14 protein-coding genes and 1 tRNA gene are annotated in these 14,339 nt (G+C 64.3%); 8 read left to right on the top strand and 7 right to left on the bottom strand.

Features of this window, described 5'->3' with window-relative positions; genetic code table 11:
- Positions 1-341: 341 nt before the first annotated feature.
- Positions 342-2,033, top strand: coding sequence for a methyl-accepting chemotaxis protein (locus tag M9H71_RS07760; protein ID WP_455404472.1), 1,692 nt, complete (start codon positions 342-344; stop codon positions 2,031-2,033).
- 63 nt (positions 2,034-2,096) lie between these two features.
- Here M9H71_RS07760 and M9H71_RS07755 read toward each other — a convergent pair whose 3' ends face one another.
- The 3 genes from M9H71_RS07755 to M9H71_RS07745 all read right to left on the bottom strand — a co-directional run bounded on the left by M9H71_RS07755 (position 2,097) and on the right by M9H71_RS07745 (position 4,833).
- Entirely contained in the window at positions 2,097-2,387 is a 291-nt protein-coding gene (locus tag M9H71_RS07755) for a hypothetical protein (RefSeq protein ID WP_013502705.1), read from the bottom strand.
- A gap of 83 nt (positions 2,388-2,470) precedes the next feature.
- Positions 2,471-3,586 (bottom strand): FUSC family protein, encoded by a 1,116-nt coding sequence (locus tag M9H71_RS07750; RefSeq protein ID WP_455404471.1) that lies wholly within the window; start codon positions 3,584-3,586, stop codon positions 2,471-2,473.
- Positions 3,587-3,603: 17 nt separating this feature from the next.
- Positions 3,604-4,833, bottom strand: a complete 1,230-nt coding sequence (locus M9H71_RS07745; protein ID WP_455404470.1) for a lytic murein transglycosylase — start codon at positions 4,831-4,833, stop codon at positions 3,604-3,606.
- Between the two features lie 259 nt (positions 4,834-5,092).
- On the opposite strand from M9H71_RS07745, the gene M9H71_RS07740 reads away from it, so the two are divergent.
- Positions 5,093-6,034 (top strand): lipid kinase, encoded by a 942-nt coding sequence (locus tag M9H71_RS07740; protein WP_455404580.1) that lies wholly within the window; start codon positions 5,093-5,095, stop codon positions 6,032-6,034.
- A gap of 79 nt (positions 6,035-6,113) precedes the next feature.
- Here M9H71_RS07740 and efp read toward each other — a convergent pair whose 3' ends face one another.
- Positions 6,114-6,680, bottom strand: coding sequence for an elongation factor P (efp, locus tag M9H71_RS07735; RefSeq protein WP_110787796.1), 567 nt, complete (start codon positions 6,678-6,680; stop codon positions 6,114-6,116).
- 137 nt (positions 6,681-6,817) lie between these two features.
- Here efp and epmA point away from each other — a divergent pair, with 137 nt between their 5' ends.
- The 3 genes from epmA (at position 6,818) to M9H71_RS07720 (ending at position 9,387) form a co-directional block, all read left to right on the top strand.
- Positions 6,818-7,873 carry an EF-P lysine aminoacylase EpmA gene (gene epmA, locus M9H71_RS07730; RefSeq protein ID WP_455404469.1) on the top strand — a complete coding sequence of 352 codons (1,056 nt, stop codon included), beginning with the start codon at positions 6,818-6,820 and terminating at the stop codon, positions 7,871-7,873.
- The gene (locus M9H71_RS07725) at positions 7,870-8,961 is read left to right on the top strand and encodes a lysine-2,3-aminomutase-like protein (protein ID WP_455404468.1); all 1,092 of its coding nucleotides are present in this window, start codon (positions 7,870-7,872) and stop codon (positions 8,959-8,961) included. The genes epmA and M9H71_RS07725 overlap by 4 nt, the downstream gene beginning before the upstream one ends.
- A 159-nt stretch (positions 8,962-9,120) precedes the next feature.
- The gene (locus tag M9H71_RS07720; protein WP_455404467.1) at positions 9,121-9,387 is read left to right on the top strand and encodes a hypothetical protein; all 267 of its coding nucleotides are present in this window, start codon (positions 9,121-9,123) and stop codon (positions 9,385-9,387) included.
- A gap of 27 nt (positions 9,388-9,414) precedes the next feature.
- On the opposite strand, the gene M9H71_RS07715 is transcribed toward M9H71_RS07720, so the two are convergent.
- Complete coding sequence (locus M9H71_RS07715) at positions 9,415-10,005, bottom strand: HdeD family acid-resistance protein (protein WP_455404466.1); 591 nt, start codon at positions 10,003-10,005, stop codon at positions 9,415-9,417.
- A gap of 725 nt (positions 10,006-10,730) precedes the next feature.
- Positions 10,731-10,805 (bottom strand) — tRNA-Glu (locus M9H71_RS07710).
- 341 nt (positions 10,806-11,146) lie between these two features.
- On the opposite strand from M9H71_RS07710, the gene M9H71_RS07705 reads away from it, so the two are divergent.
- Complete coding sequence (locus M9H71_RS07705) at positions 11,147-11,404, top strand: PilZ domain-containing protein (protein WP_455404465.1); 258 nt, start codon at positions 11,147-11,149, stop codon at positions 11,402-11,404.
- Between the two features lie 268 nt (positions 11,405-11,672).
- Here M9H71_RS07705 and M9H71_RS07700 read toward each other — a convergent pair whose 3' ends face one another.
- Positions 11,673-12,122: a VOC family protein gene (locus tag M9H71_RS07700; protein ID WP_455404579.1), complete on the bottom strand. Its 450-nt coding sequence runs from the start codon at positions 12,120-12,122 to the stop codon at positions 11,673-11,675.
- 481 nt (positions 12,123-12,603) lie between these two features.
- Here M9H71_RS07700 and M9H71_RS07695 point away from each other — a divergent pair, with 481 nt between their 5' ends.
- Both M9H71_RS07695 and M9H71_RS07690 read left to right on the top strand, forming a co-directional pair.
- A complete protein-coding gene (locus M9H71_RS07695; protein ID WP_455404464.1) occupies positions 12,604-13,365 on the top strand; it encodes an SIR2 family NAD-dependent protein deacylase in 762 nt (253 codons plus the stop codon).
- 202 nt (positions 13,366-13,567) lie between these two features.
- Positions 13,568-14,275, top strand: coding sequence for a cold-shock protein (locus M9H71_RS07690; protein ID WP_455404463.1), 708 nt, complete (start codon positions 13,568-13,570; stop codon positions 14,273-14,275).
- The last annotated feature ends 64 nt before the right edge of the window (positions 14,276-14,339 follow it).

The following is a 14,339-nucleotide window of genomic DNA, read 5'->3' as shown; positions in this document are numbered from 1 at the left end:
GATATCCGGCCTCGTATTTCTACGGGGATCGTGACGTTACTACGTGGTTGTGTAGTGGCGATCTGCGCAATGCAAAATTGAAAATGTCTCGATCTGGCAAGTAATTCCCACGCGTTTACTAATTGTTCGGTGTGCGGGCGGAACTTGAGTGCGGCATGGCGATGAAAGCCTCGCGCGTTGGTGTTCGGCGGGTGTGGACACGGCTCGCTCGTGAGTCGATCAACTAATCGTTCTTCTTGCTCTCGATGTGTCGGCAGCTGGGCGGTTGCTGATCCGCCATCTATTGGCCGCGTCGTCAGAGACGTTTTGCCAAATCGCTCCAGAAGGAAAGAACAACGACGATGCTGTCTTCTCTGCTCAATCTGAGGACCTCCTACAAGCTGGCAGGTATCTTTTTTCTGATCGCTGTGGTGTCGCTAGCGGCCAACGGACTGATCGTGCGCAACCTGGCCGTCCTCGCGCAAAACAACGACATGACGACCCATACCTATCAGGTGATGGACCAGGCCAAGTCGATCGTCGCGTCGATGGTCGACGGCGAAACCGGTGTTCGCGGCTTCCTGATCAGCGGTGAAGACAAATTCCTCGAGCCCTATCGTGCTTCGGACAAGGCATTTCGCACGTCATTGGCGGAGACGAAGCGGCTGACTTCGGACAATCCGGCGCAGCAGGCGCGGCTCGATCAGATCGCCGCCGCCGGTGCCGAATGGCGCGGCAATGTCGCTGAGCGAGAAATCGCACTGATGAAGAACCCGCAAACCGTGAGCGAAGCCAGGGGACTCGAAGCGTCGGGGGCGGGTAAGAAGGCGATGGACAGCATTCGCATGCTGGTTCGCGAGTTGGTCGATACCGAAGCTTCGCTGCTGTCGGTGCGCGCCGAGGCTGCAGCGACGGCGCTGTCGTCATCATACACGGCGATTATCGTCAGCGCCGTGGTGATGATCGTGATCATCGTCGCCGGCCTGTTGTTCCTCGGCCGTGCGGTGACCCGAGGCATTGTCGACATGACGGCAGCCATGGGACGGCTTGCGCAGAACGATTTGACGGTCGACGTGCCGCATGCCGAGCGCCGGGACGAGATCGGCAAGATGGCGGCGGCCGTCCAGGTCTTCAAGGACAATGCCATCCGCGTGCGGCAGCTCGAAGCCGAGCAGCAGGAGGCGGAGCGTCGTCAGGCCGAGCAGCGTCGCTCCGAGATGATGAAGATGGCGAACGGCTTCGAGGCCGCAGTCGGCGAGATCGTCAACACGGTGTCGTCCGCCTCGACCGAGCTGGAAGCGTCGGCGAGCACGCTGACGCAGTCCGCCGACCGTGCCCAGCATCTCAGCTCGACGGTTGCGGCTGCCTCGGAAGAAGCGTCCACCAACGTCCAGTCGGTCGCTTCGGCGACCGAAGAGCTCAGCTCTTCGATCAGTGAGATCAGCCGCCAAGTGCAGGAATCCGCGCGCATCGCCCTGGATGCGGTCAATCAGGCGCGCAGCACCGACGACCGCGTCAGCGAGCTGTCGAAGGCGGCGACCCGGATCGGCGACATCATCGAGCTGATCAACACCATCGCCGGTCAGACTAATCTGCTCGCGCTCAACGCGACGATCGAGGCTGCGCGCGCCGGTGAGGCGGGACGAGGCTTCGCGGTGGTTGCGTCCGAGGTGAAGGCTCTCGCCGAGCAGACCGCCAAGGCGACCGGCGAAATCAGCCAGCAGATCTCCGGAATCCAGGTTGCGACCAACGACTCGGTGACGGCCATCAAGCAGATCACCGGCACGATCGAGCAATTGTCAGAGATCGCGTCGACGATCGCCGCGGCGGTCGAAGAGCAGGGCGCGGCGACGCAGGAGATCTCGCGCAACGTGCAGCAGGCTGCACTGGGCACGCAGCAGGTCTCCTCGAACGTGATCGACGTCCAGCGCGGCGCGACCGAAACCGGTTCGGCGTCGGCGCAGGTTCTGTCGTCGGCGCAGTCGCTGGCCAAGGACAGCACGCGGTTGAAGGGCGAGGTCAGCCGCTTCCTGGATACTGTGCGCGCCGCATAACGAACGGACGATGATCCGGGACGCGCCAGTTCGCGTCCCGGATCGACTTCAAGGCAAAGATCTTCAGGTGCAGATTTCGCCCTGCATCACCAGCTCCCGAAACAGCTCGACGGCTTTCGGGTTCAGAGCGCCTTCTTCGGGCAGTACCAGCGGCAGATCCGGCGGCGCCAGGATGGCGAACTGGCGGCCCCACTCGTAGACCCAGGCGAGGCCGTCCTGGAACATCACTTCATCGTCGTAGCGCGGGGTGCGGCCCGAGCGGGCTTCGGCGAAGCCGCGGCGAAAAGTTGTGTTCCAGACGATTTCGTCCAGCGGAGCTTGGAAGGTTTCGGCCTGCGGGCGCACGTCGGTCATGGCTCAATCCGGCGATACATCCTGAAGAGAGGGCGGAAGGGTATTATTCCACAGCTTGGCCGGGGCAAAACCCTGACTTTCGGTCAATCGCCTCGGTCGTGCTTGGCAGGGATCAGATAGGCCGGGATCAGCCGGCGGATCAAGCCGGCCGCTGCCTTGCGGAACGCAGCATTGTGCAGGCAGACGCCGCCGATCAGGCCGACCACGCAGCCGATCACGGTGTCTATGAACCGCGCCGCGATGATTTGGTGCGCCGGCTCCTGGCCGAGCGTGGCGGCGTCGGCGAGGAAGATGGTGAGCGGGGTGATGAAGATCACGGCAAAGCCGTAGTGCCGGATCACCGCGGTTTCGATGATGAAGCTGAGCGCGATCACCGCGAACGCAATGCTCCATTTCTCCAGCGGCAGCGCCAGCAGGATGGCGGCGACGCCGAGCCCGATCGCGGTGCCGAGCAGCCGGTGCAGATGCCGATTCCAGATCGCGCGCACCGACAGCCCTTGGATCACCGCGAGGCAGCTCACCGGCACCCAATATGGGCGTTCGAGCTGCAGCGCCTGAGCCAGCGCCAGCGCGAAGCCGACGAACACGCCGATCACGACGGCGTCGAGCACGACGTGTTCGAAATCGTCGGTCGCCAGCGGCGGCACCGGCAGCGGATCGCGGATCCTCAGCACGACCACCGAGTAGACCATCGCGATCAGGGTTGCGAGCAGGCTGCCGAGTACGAACAGCCCCGCCTTGAGCGGCACCTGCATCAGATCGCCCGGCGTATAGGCGGCGATCGCCGCTGCCATCACGAAGAACATGCTGCCGGGCGGCCCGACCCGATAGAACCGGCACAGCATCGTCACCAAGACCGCCGTGAAGGTGATCGCCGGCACCAGCAGCCAGGGCAGCAGATGCACGACCAGCCCGAGCGTGTAGCAAGCGGCATAGCCGAATCCCGCCGCCATCATCGAGACCATGCGGTGATGCAGCGGCGTGCGCGGCAAATACAGAAATGCCATGCCGCCGAGCGAGGAGATCAGGCCGTAGTCGAGGTGATCGAAGTAAGCGCCGATCAGCATCGGCACTCCGGCGGCGAGCGCGGCCGAGAACGGCATCTGCCACGGCCGGTCACTCGGATTGAAGGTGACGAGCTCGCGCCACTCCTCGTGCGCCAGCGCCCTGATCCGGTGCCACGTCCAGTGATGTCGCATCGAACGGTCCGCGGCCTCTATCTGCCCTGACGCAGCCGTGCCAGCACTTTCAGCCCGCCGTAGCCGTCGGCCGGGAGCAGGCCAGCCTTGAGCTGAAAGTCGCGGATCGCTTTCATGGTGTCGTTGCCGACCCGGCCGTCGGTGCCGCCGGTGTCGAACCCGGCGCGTGTCAGCCTCGTCTGCATCTCCTGCACTTCGGCGAGCGTCAATGCACGCTCGGAGCCGGGGAAGGGGTGCACGAACGGTCCGCCGCCGAGAATGCGATCGCCGAGGTGGCAGATCGCGAGGGCGTAGTTCATCGACGGATTGTAGCTCTTGACGGCGTAGAAATTCGGACCGAGCAGGAATTTCGGGCCGCCGTCGACCGGCACCCACATCGTCGCGCTGGCCGAGGGATCGGGAAATGGCTGGCCGTCGGCGCGGGAGACGCCGGAGCGCGACCACTCCAAGTAACTGCGGCGACCGCTGACCGCGCCGCCGGGGCCTTCGACCTCGTAGCCCCAATGCTCGCCGCGGTGATACTTGCCGCGCCTGACCAGGTACTTCGCGGTCGAGCCGAGCGCATCGTCCGGCCGGCCGAACGGCGACACGCGTCCGTCGCCGTCATAGTCGATGCCGACGTTCAGCCACACTTCCGGCATCCACTGGCTGTGGCCCATCGCCCCGGCCCAGGAGCCCCGCATCTCCTCAGGCGTCGACCAGCCCCTGTCGACGATCCGCAGCGCGTTGATCAGCTCGGTTTCCCAATAGGTCCGCCGCCGCGGCTCGCGCCAGGCCAAGGCGGCGAGCGACGGAAACACGGGGCGCATATGATTCTGCTGCACCAGCGGATCGCCATAGGCACTCTCGACGCCCCACAAGGCGAGCAGCGTGCCGCGCTCGACGCCGAAATCGCGCTCGATCCGCGCGAACAGCGCTTCGTTCTTGCGCAGTGCCTCGCGTCCCGCGGTGATCCGCCAGTCCGAGACCCGGCGGTTGATGTACTGCCAGAGCTGCTCTTTGAACTCAGGCTGCTTCTTCAGCTTCGCGAACACGCTCATGTCGGGCTCGACCGGGCCCATGACCCGATCCCAAGTGCGCGGCGAGATGCCTTTGGCAATCGCCTTGCTCCGGAACGCGTCGCGCCATTCGTCAAAGCCCGCCGGCGCTGCGATCGCCGCGACGGCCGGCAGCATCGCCGATGCGCCGAGTCCGATTTGCAGCAGGCGGCGGCGGGTGAGGGAAGCGTGGGAATCGCGGTTGGACATGGTCGGCAGTCTACGGCATTGCCGGCCTCTCCCAAAGCCGCCGCGCGACGCGGGCATGCTCCGGACCGGAACCGCAAATGGTTCCCTGGGGCGGCAGCGACATGATGTCTCTGCCTGTGCCCTTGTACCAATGAAGTCGGTCACCCAATTGGCGTCACCATCACCCCTTCGCAGACGCATGCGCGCGCGAAGCTCTGACCGGCTCTATCGAGGATCGCAGGTGGACCAGGAATTCGATGTCGCCTCTGAGCCGGAAGAGCTGCCGCCCGGTGATGCTGTCCCAACCGATCGTCGTTGTGTGCAGCCGGGGGCGGTGCGACGGCTGCTGATGGTGATCAACCGTGGCAGCCGATCCGGTGGTCGGGCCGTTGGGCTTGCTGGCTCGCGGCTCAGTGCCGCCGGGTTCGATTTGATGGTGTCGGCACCGAGCAGTCCGCACGAAGTCGCTACCTGGATCGAAGCCCATGCCGAGGGCGCAGAGGCCGTGGTGATCGCGGGCGGCGACGGTTCGCTGAACGCCGCCGCGCCGGCGTTGGTGAAGACCAAACTGCCGCTCGGCATCATCCCGGCCGGCACCGCCAACGATCTGGCACGGACGCTTGGTTTGCCGACCGATATGGAAGCTGCGGCGGACGTGATCGTCGCCGGCCACCGCCAGACGATCGATCTCGGCGCGGTCAACGGCCACAAGTTCTTCAACGTCGCCAGCGTCGGACTCAGCGCCGACCTGGCGCGCGAGCTTAGCGGCGAAAGCAAGCGTCGGTTCGGCCGCTTCAGTTACGCGCTGACCGCGGCGAAGGTGCTGAGCAGGGCACGGCCGTTTCACGCGGTGATCGTCTCTCCCGACGACGAGGTCCGGGTCAAGACGATGCAGGTCGCGGTCGGCAATGGGCGCTACTACGGCGGCGGCATGGCGGTCGAGCACACCGCCGAGATCGACGACGGGCAGTTCGATCTGTATTCGCTCGAATTCGCGCAGGTGTGGAAGTTGCTGGCGGTGGCTTACGATTTCCGCAAGGGCCGTCACGGTCTATGGCGCGAAGTGCGCGCCGCGCGCGGCACGTCGTTCGAAATCCGCACGCGCAAGCCGCGTCCGGTCAACGCCGACGGCGAATTGGTGACCTTCACGCCGGCGCGGTTCGAACTGCTGCAGAAAGCCGTCAGCGTGTTCGTCCCGGAGCAGCCGCCGCCGCGGCGCTGATCGTCCGTGTGCCAAGCTCATGAAAAAGCCCGCCGGAGCGCGGCGGGCTTTGGTCGCAATCAGTCGGGACGAAGCCCGATCAGTCCTTGGCGCGCTCGACGTAGGAGCCGTCTTCGGTCAGCACCACGATGCGGGTGCCGGTGCCGATGTGCGGCGGGACGGCGGTGCGAACGCCGTTCGACAGCACCGCCGGCTTGTAGGACGACGATGCGGTCTGGCCCTTGGTCACCGGCTCGGTCTCGACCACTTCGAGCGTGGCGCGCTGGGGCAGCGTAATCGCGACGGCAGTGGTGTCGTGCATCGACAGCTTCACCACCATGCCTTCCTGCAGGTAAGGCGCGGCCGAGCCGACGACGTCTTTGGCGACCTGGACCTGATCGTAGGATTCCGGCTCCATGAAGTGGAAACCTTCGCCATCCTCGTAGAGGAAGCTGTAGTTGCGCTCTTCGATGGTGACCTTTTCGACCTGGTCAGTGGTCTTGTAGCGCTCCGAGATCTTCACGCCGTCGCTGATTCGGCGCATTTCGATCTGACTGACCGGGGTGCCCTTGCCGGGATGGATGTTTTCGGCAGACAGGACAACGTAAAGCTTCCCATCTTGCTCGAGGACGTTGCCCTTGCGAATAGAACTGGCGATGACTCTCAAAGGAATGTTTCCTGTCGTTCAGGTCCGGGCCCGATCCGGGCGTTGGTATCCCGAGGCCGAAACGGTTTCGGGCCGCAACATACTGATTTGTGGCGCTGATGCCAGTGTTTTGCGCGGCCGCGCGGGGGCGACTTGAGATGGAGACGCAGACCCATCCGTCGCCCTGGTGGAACAGGGATAGGTATCTGGACCGTCAGCCGTTTTTGCGCGCGAGGGGCGCGGCGACGCGCGCCGTGCGCGGCTGGTTCGAGGGCGCGGATTTCACCGAGGTGGAGACCGCGGTCCTGCAAATCTCGCCGGGCAACGAGACCCATTTGCACGCGCCGCGGACCGAACTGCAGGGCCCTGATGGCGAACGGCGGACCCGATACCTGCGGACCTCGCCGGAGTTTGCCTGCAAGAAGCTGCTGGCGGCCGGTGAGACGCGCATCTTCGAACTGGCTCGGGTGTTTCGCGATCGCGAGCGGGGCCGGGTGCATCTGCCGGAGTTCACCATGCTGGAGTGGTATCGCGCCGAGGCGCCGTACCAGCAGGTGATCGACGACACCATCGCGCTGATCCGCGTCGCGGCCGAGGCCACAGGAATCGGTGCATTCTCGTTCAGGGGACGGCGCGCCGATCCGCGGGCCGAGCCGGAGCGTCTGACGGTTGCAGAGGCATTCATCCGCTATGCCGGCATCGACCTGCTGGCGACGATCAGCGCAGGTGAGGGGGATCGCGCCGCGCTGGCGTCGGCCGCCGCCGGCAGCGTGCGGATTGCCGACGACGACACTTGGTCTGACATCTTCAGCAAGGTACTGGTCGAGCATGTCGAGCCGTGGCTTGGCGACGGACGACTGACGGTGCTCAGCGAATACCCTGCGCCGGAAGCTGCGCTGGCGCGGGCCAAGCCCGACGACCTACGCGTCGCCGAACGGTTCGAGCTGTATGCCTGCGGCGTCGAACTCGCCAACGGCTTCGGCGAGCTCACCAACGCCAGCGAGCAGCGGGCGCGCTTCGTCGCAGCGATGGACGAGAAGGAGCGGCGTTATGGCGAGCGCTATCCGCTCGACGAGGCGTTTCTCGCAGCGGTCGCCGAAATGCCCGAAGCCAGTGGCGTTGCGCTCGGCTTCGACCGTTTGGTGATGCTGGCGGCCGGTGCGACGACGATCGATCAGGTGGTGTGGACGCTGCCGGCGGGCGAGGGCTCATGACCAAGGTCACGCGATTGAACACCCCGGCAGCGGCGACGTTGCGGCAACCGGCCGAACTGATCGCCGAGGGCCTCGCCGCCGCGGATGATCGCCCGATGCTGGAGCAGGTCGCGGCGCGCTATGCGGTCGCGGTGACGCCGGCGGTCGCGGCGCTGATCGATCGCGACGATCCCGACGATCCGATCGCGCGGCAGTACATCCCGCAAGCCGATGAACTCGTGACACTGTCCGCCGAGCGGGACGATCCGATCGGCGATGCCGCGCATTCGCCGGTCGAAGGCATCGTGCATCGCCATCGTGATCGGGTGCTGTTCAAGCCGGTGCACGTCTGCGCGGTATATTGCCGGTTCTGCTTCCGCCGAGAGATGGTCGGCCCCGGCAAGGACAACGCGCTGTCGCGTGAGGCGACCGCTTCGGCGCTCGACTACATCCGTGCGCACGACGAGATCTGGGAAGTGATTTTCACCGGCGGCGATCCGCTGATGCTGTCACCGCGGCGTCTTGCCGAGCTCATGGCTGAGCTCGCCGCGATCGAGCACGTCAAGATCATCCGCTTCCACACCCGCCTGCCGGTCGCCGACCCTGCACGGGTAACGCCGGATCTGGTTCGGGCCCTGCGTGCGCCTGGAAAAACGACCTGGCTCGCGCTGCATGCCAATCATCCGCGCGAATTGACTGAGGCTGCGCGGGCAGCATGCGCGCGGATTATAGACGCCGGGATTCCGATGCTCAGCCAATCGGTGCTGCTGCGCGGTGTCAACGACGACCTGCCGACACTGGAGGCGCTGATGCGTGCCTTCGTGGCATGCCGCATCAAGCCGTACTACCTGCATCACGGGGATCTGGCGCCCGGCACCGCGCATCTGCGGACCACGCTCGCAGAAGGTCAGGCCTTGATGCGAGCACTGCGCGGCAATGTTTCCGGACTTTGCCAGCCGGAGTATGTGCTCGACATTCCCGGCGGCTACGGTAAGGCGCCGGTTGGCCCCAATTATTTGTCGGACGGAGATGGAACCGAAGCGGATTCGCGCTATCGTGTCGCCGACTATTGTGGCGAGGTGCATTTGTATCCGCCGCAATCGGAATGAGCGATGGTTCGCCGTCGCTCCTGAGGCACCGCAACTGAGCGGAGCGTAATGCGTTGGTACGAGGTCGGCGCGGGACCGCTGGCTGGCGCAGATCGCTTTGCTGCTGGCGCCGTCGCAGACCAGCGTCGCGACGGCAACTTGGATGGAAGGAGAGCTCCGATGAAACCTGTGATGATCGCAGCCGCGATCCTGACACTGAGCGGCGGCGTTGCGTTCGCGCAATCCGGCTCTGGCGGAGCCACGACCTCGTCACCCGGCTCGACGATGTCGCGGGGCGCCTCGAGCGGATCGGGGACCAGACAGGCGCCCATTGGTCATCTGCAGCCGCGACGGTCCGACACGCCGCCGGAGCGGACGATCGATCAAATCGATCCGCAAGACGCGGCGCTCGACCGCAAGATCAAGAGCATCTGCCGCGGCTGCTGACGCGAGCCGCGGCCAACGCCTTTGATGTCAACTCGCCTTGCGGGCGGCGAGGGCCATCGCGATCAGCGAGGTCCCGCCGAACACGAGGTTGATGCCGATCAGCAAGCCGATCGCCCAGGCTGTGCCAGGCCAGCCCGAGATGATGATGAACGCCACCAGGATGTCGGCGATACCGGCGGCGAGCATCCAGCCCCAGCGTTCCGACATCCGGCCGCGATGCTGGAACGCGTACATGATGCTGGCGACGCCTTCGGCGAGGAAATAGACGCCGACGATGAAGGTGAGGGTCAGTGTGCCCTGCAGCGGCATCGCGATCAGCACCAGGCCGGCGACCAATGCCAGCGCGGCGGACAGCAGCGACCACCAGAAGCCGGGGCCCTTCCGGGCCCAGATCGAGAAGCCGACGCCAGCCACGCCGGCGATGAAGAACAGCCAGCCGAGCATGATGGTGAAGGTGAGGCTGGCGAGCAGCGGTAGCAGGATCGCTGCAAAGCCGATGATCAGCAGTAGGATACCCTCGAACAGATAGGCCTTCCAGTGATCGCGGATGGCGGCCTCGACGCGGGCCTGCAAGCGCGCAACGTCTTCGGGACGAACGCTGTCATCTGGCAGGGACATGGGGAGTTCTCCTTCAATGGTTCCCGAGCAGGAACTTACCTCGCGCAACGCGTTTCGGTGAGAAAGGTTTCGGTCCTGTCCGTGTGCTTCGTTCGCGAGCGTGACCGAAATCCAAACGGCGAGGGAATCGGTTAATGATAGCGCTTGATTGCGACGACTTTGGCGGGAGTGGAACGATGATCCCGGCCGTTTTGCATCTTGTCGCGTTGGCACTCGCGATTACGCTGTTCGTATTCGCCTGATCAGCTTCTTCGACTGTCGATTTGAGCTGCCGGTCTGTCGAAAGGCGCGCGGTCGATCCGCGATTTGCGGCTTTTGCGATTGCTCGCAACGGGGCGGGATCTCGCCACCTGGTCTTCGACCAAGTTGCTATGGCCTACATGGCCGTTATCTCGATATTCGATTCCTTAAATGATGAATTCGGGTGTATAAACCAGCGCGATACAATCTAAGATTGTATTTTTGCGGATTTCCCGCGCCTTGGTCAATCAGTCTCCGTTCGGGGGCGTCATGAGTCCAGAGACACGACCGCGATGCACGCGCTGCGGATCGCGCACAGGCCTCGCCCGGATTTCGCCGGTTCAGTCCATTGAATTGCGAATCTACGAGTGCCCGAGCTGCGGCAAGACCGATTTCTACGAGGTCAGCCCGGCCCCAGACTCCGCCTGGACGTTGCTGGCCGACGAGCGAGTCGCCAAGATCATTGCTGCGCTGAAAAACAAGGGTGGCGCTCCCTAGCGGAATCGAACCGCTCTCTCCACCGTGAAAGGGTGGCGTCCTAACCGATAGACGAAGGGAGCGTAGCCGCCGGACACTCGCGATACGGACATCGCTCGCAGGCGGAAACGCACGGTTTTACCCGAAACGGCTGCTTCAGCAGGGGCGGGGAACCGGCCCGCCGCGAAGCAGCGGCGAACGTATAGAGGCGTTTTTTCCGAGGGGCAAGCGCTCTGCGTGGCGATCTGCCGATACACCGGCTTTTCGCTAAATCTTGCAACGATTTTTCAACAGCCCTGGACCTAGAGCAGGAGCAGTTCTGAGCATTCGGAGCTGAAGTTCTCACGTCGCGCGCGCGGATGCGGCTTGTCGTGCGGAGCGTGTCCGCCGGCAAGGCCGCCCAGACCAGGTCGAGGAGAAAGCCATGGCCAAGGACAAGACCAAACGCGAGCAGCGCAAGTCGGTGCGCCAGCGCGGCTGGATCACGCTCGACGGTGGCTTTGCCGCGCGTCCCTGTGAGGTGCTGGATCTGTCGAGTTCTGGGGCCAAGCTGGTTCTGAGCGAAGCGGAGTCGCTCGGAGCGCGGCTGCGGCTGGGATTTTCGCGAGATGCCCGTCAGGGCCGGCACTGCGAAGTGGTGTGGCGAAGCGGCACCACGCTCGGCGTCAAATTCGTCAATTGAGCGGGCTGCGCCGGCCGCCGCACGACGGGCTCCTTGAGACGTGGAGCCCGTCGCGACCGTTTGCAGCGGTCGTCATCTCAGTGGCCGAAGAACAGCCACAGCAAGATGATGATCGGGATCGGAATGCCGATCAGCCAAAGTAAAGTCCTCGCGCCATTGATGTCCTCCGTTGGTTACTCGACCAACGCGAGCTGCGGCGCGTCGTTCCGTGCCGTCAGACGGCCTCGATTCCCGGAACGACGCTATAGGCAGTCGGCGCGTTCCCGCCTCACCAATGGCCGGTGTTCGGCATCGAGGCCCACGGCTCCTGCGGCGGCAAGGCTTCGCCCTTCTGCAACAGCTCGACCGAATGCAGATCCGGCGACCGCACGAACGCCATCTGGCCGTCGCGCGGTGGACGGTTGATGGTGATGCCGAGCTTCATCAGCCGTTCGCAAGTGGCATAGATGTCGTCGACTTCGAAGGCGAGATGACCGAAGAAGCGATCTTCGCCATAGGTTTCCTCGTCCCAATTGTAGGTCAACTCGATCGTCGGAGCCGGGCGTCCGTTTGGACGCTTCACCAGTTCCTCGTCCTCCGGCGCACACAGGAACAGCAGCGTGAACTTGCCCTTGTCGTTGTCGATGCGGCGGACCTCCTTGAGGCCGAGCGCTCCGACGAAGAATTTTAGGGCGACGTCGAGATTGCGGACGCGCAGCATGGTGTGCAGGTAACGCATGTGCATTGGGTCTCCTTGGGAAAAGCTCACGGGGAGTCTGCGACGGAACGACGGCAAGAGGAAGCGCGGGAGCGTCCGACGGCGTCGATGATCGCGATCCTGCCCAATCTGGCCCCCAAAACAATAAGGCCCGGAGCCGAGGCTCCAGACCTTATGCTCGCTCGGAGGAGGTGCGGCGAACGGAACGCAATGACACCGAGCACGGTGGCATCGCATCCGATCGCCTCGGATAGCCGACGAAAAGAGCCCCGCCTTGGAGGTCGCGCGGGGCTCTTTCAGAGGAGGTCATCCGTAGAGACGGGTTCAACTATCCGACCAGCGCGGCCCTCTTGCAATTCAAAAAAATGTGGCTTCGAATCTGGGCACGGGATCCGTCAGCTTCTCCGCGGTGCGTGTGTCGATGCAGCCTCGTCGCCACGGTTTCGGCTCGCTGCGCGCGGATGCTCGCGCGACGAGAGGGTATTCTTGAAATGATCCAACCATGATCGCACCCAGCCTTTCCAGCGGGGTCGAACAGCTCGGCGACATGATCGCACATGCATCGTCGATCGTGCCTTTTACCGGCGCCGGCATTTCGACCGAATCCGGCATTCCAGATTTTCGATCGCCCGGCGGGTTGTGGAGTCGCAACCAACCGATCCCGTTCGACGAGTTCGTGGCCCGTCAGGACGCGCGCGACGAAGCCTGGCGCCGGCGCTTCGCGATGGAGCAGACCTTTGCCAAAGCCCGGCCCGGCCGCGGCCACCGCGCGCTGGCGTCGCTGTACAGGGCCGGCAAGGTCCCGGCGATCATCACGCAGAACATCGACAATCTGCATCAGGCCTCCGGCTTCGCCGAACACGACGTGGTCGAACTCCACGGCAACACCACCTACGCGCGCTGTATCGGTTGCGGCAAACGTCACGAGCTCGATTGGGTGCACGGTTGGTTTCAACGCACCGGCCATGCGCCGCATTGCACAGCCTGCGACGAGCCGGTGAAGACCGCGACGGTGTCGTTCGGTCAGGCGATGCCGTCGGATGCGATGCGTCGCGCGACCGAGCTCGCGCAGCATTGCGATCTGTTCATCGCGATCGGCTCGTCGCTCGTGGTGTGGCCCGCCGCAGGCTTTCCGATGCTCGCCAAAGAATGCGGCGCCAAGCTCGTGATCATCAACAATGAGCCGACCGAGCAGGATGAAATCGCCGATCTGGTGATCCGTCACGACATTGGCGACACGCTCGGACCGTTCGTTGGCAACTAAACCTCGTAAGATTCGCAGGCTTTCAAGGCTGTTTATAGTTGTCGCGTAACGTTTTTTTTGTCTTTGCCGTTCCGGCCACGATGTTATCTTCGAATCAACAGATTCGCGGCGGCACAATCCTGAGTAGTTCGATGGGACGTTGCGCGAATCATCGTCGTCGCAGATGCGGCGCATTGGTTGATGACGTGCGGGGTCCGGGGTCATGGGGTCGGACGGATTTGAGTCCAAGAGGCCGGGTGTTTTGCCCGCAGCCAGCGCTGCGAAGCCGAGAGCAGCGGAGTTTCCCGCCGCTGATTTCTCGCCGCGAGACTTCGGAGCCGGTGCGCATCGCGAGCTTGCGACGTCCCGCGATGTGAACCCGCGCGACGCCTATGCCGGCCTCGGCGATGCGGCGAACCTGGTCGAGGTCAGCGGCGTCATCAAGTGGTTCGACGCATCCAAGGGGTACGGCTTCGTCGTCCCCGATAATGGTTGGCCGGACGTGTTGCTGCACGTCACCGTGTTGCGACGCGACGGCTATCAGACCGCTTACGAGGGCGCCCGCATCGTCGTCGAATGCGTGCAGCGCGCCAAAGGCTATCAGGCGTTCCGCGTCGTCTCGATGGACGAATCGACCGCGATCCATCCGGCCCAGATGCTGCCGGCACGCACGCATGTCAGCGTGACGCCGACCAGCGGGCTGGAGCGCGCCCAGGTGAAATGGTTCAACCGGCTGCGCGGGTTCGGCTTCCTGACCTGCGGCGAGGGCACGCCTGACATCTTCGTCCACATGGAAACGCTGCGGCGCTACGGCATGACCGAGCTGCGGCCGGGCCAGTATGTGCTGGTGCGGTTCGGGCCGGGCTCGAAGGGCATGATGGCGGCCGAGATCCAGCCCGAGAACGGCGCACCGGGACTGTCCTCGCACTGACCAGGCTCGGCCCGGCGTATCGGCGCACGCCCGTGCATCTTTCTTGATCGTGCCATCCTTGATC

This window comes from Rhodopseudomonas parapalustris, assembly GCF_053772255.1.
Note: the sequence above shows the minus strand (reverse complement) of the source record. Positions and strands in the feature narration are given on the sequence as shown.

Coding starts and splice junctions, on each gene's coding strand:
- M9H71_RS07760 (WP_455404472.1), top strand. CDS start 342: ATGCTGTCTTCTCTGCTCAATCTGAGGACCTCCTACAAGCTGGCAGGT.
- M9H71_RS07755 (WP_013502705.1), bottom strand. CDS start 2,387: ATGACCGACGTGCGCCCGCAGGCCGAAACCTTCCAAGCTCCGCTGGAC.
- M9H71_RS07750 (WP_455404471.1), bottom strand. CDS start 3,586: ATGCGACATCACTGGACGTGGCACCGGATCAGGGCGCTGGCGCACGAG.
- M9H71_RS07745 (WP_455404470.1), bottom strand. CDS start 4,833: ATGTCCAACCGCGATTCCCACGCTTCCCTCACCCGCCGCCGCCTGCTG.
- epmA (WP_455404469.1), top strand. CDS start 6,818: ATGGAGACGCAGACCCATCCGTCGCCCTGGTGGAACAGGGATAGGTAT.
- M9H71_RS07725 (WP_455404468.1), top strand. CDS start 7,870: ATGACCAAGGTCACGCGATTGAACACCCCGGCAGCGGCGACGTTGCGG.
- M9H71_RS07720 (WP_455404467.1), top strand. CDS start 9,121: ATGAAACCTGTGATGATCGCAGCCGCGATCCTGACACTGAGCGGCGGC.
- M9H71_RS07715 (WP_455404466.1), bottom strand. CDS start 10,005: ATGTCCCTGCCAGATGACAGCGTTCGTCCCGAAGACGTTGCGCGCTTG.
- M9H71_RS07705 (WP_455404465.1), top strand. CDS start 11,147: ATGGCCAAGGACAAGACCAAACGCGAGCAGCGCAAGTCGGTGCGCCAG.
- M9H71_RS07700 (WP_455404579.1), bottom strand. CDS start 12,122: ATGCGTTACCTGCACACCATGCTGCGCGTCCGCAATCTCGACGTCGCC.
- M9H71_RS07695 (WP_455404464.1), top strand. CDS start 12,604: ATGATCGCACCCAGCCTTTCCAGCGGGGTCGAACAGCTCGGCGACATG.
- M9H71_RS07690 (WP_455404463.1), top strand. CDS start 13,568: ATGGGGTCGGACGGATTTGAGTCCAAGAGGCCGGGTGTTTTGCCCGCA.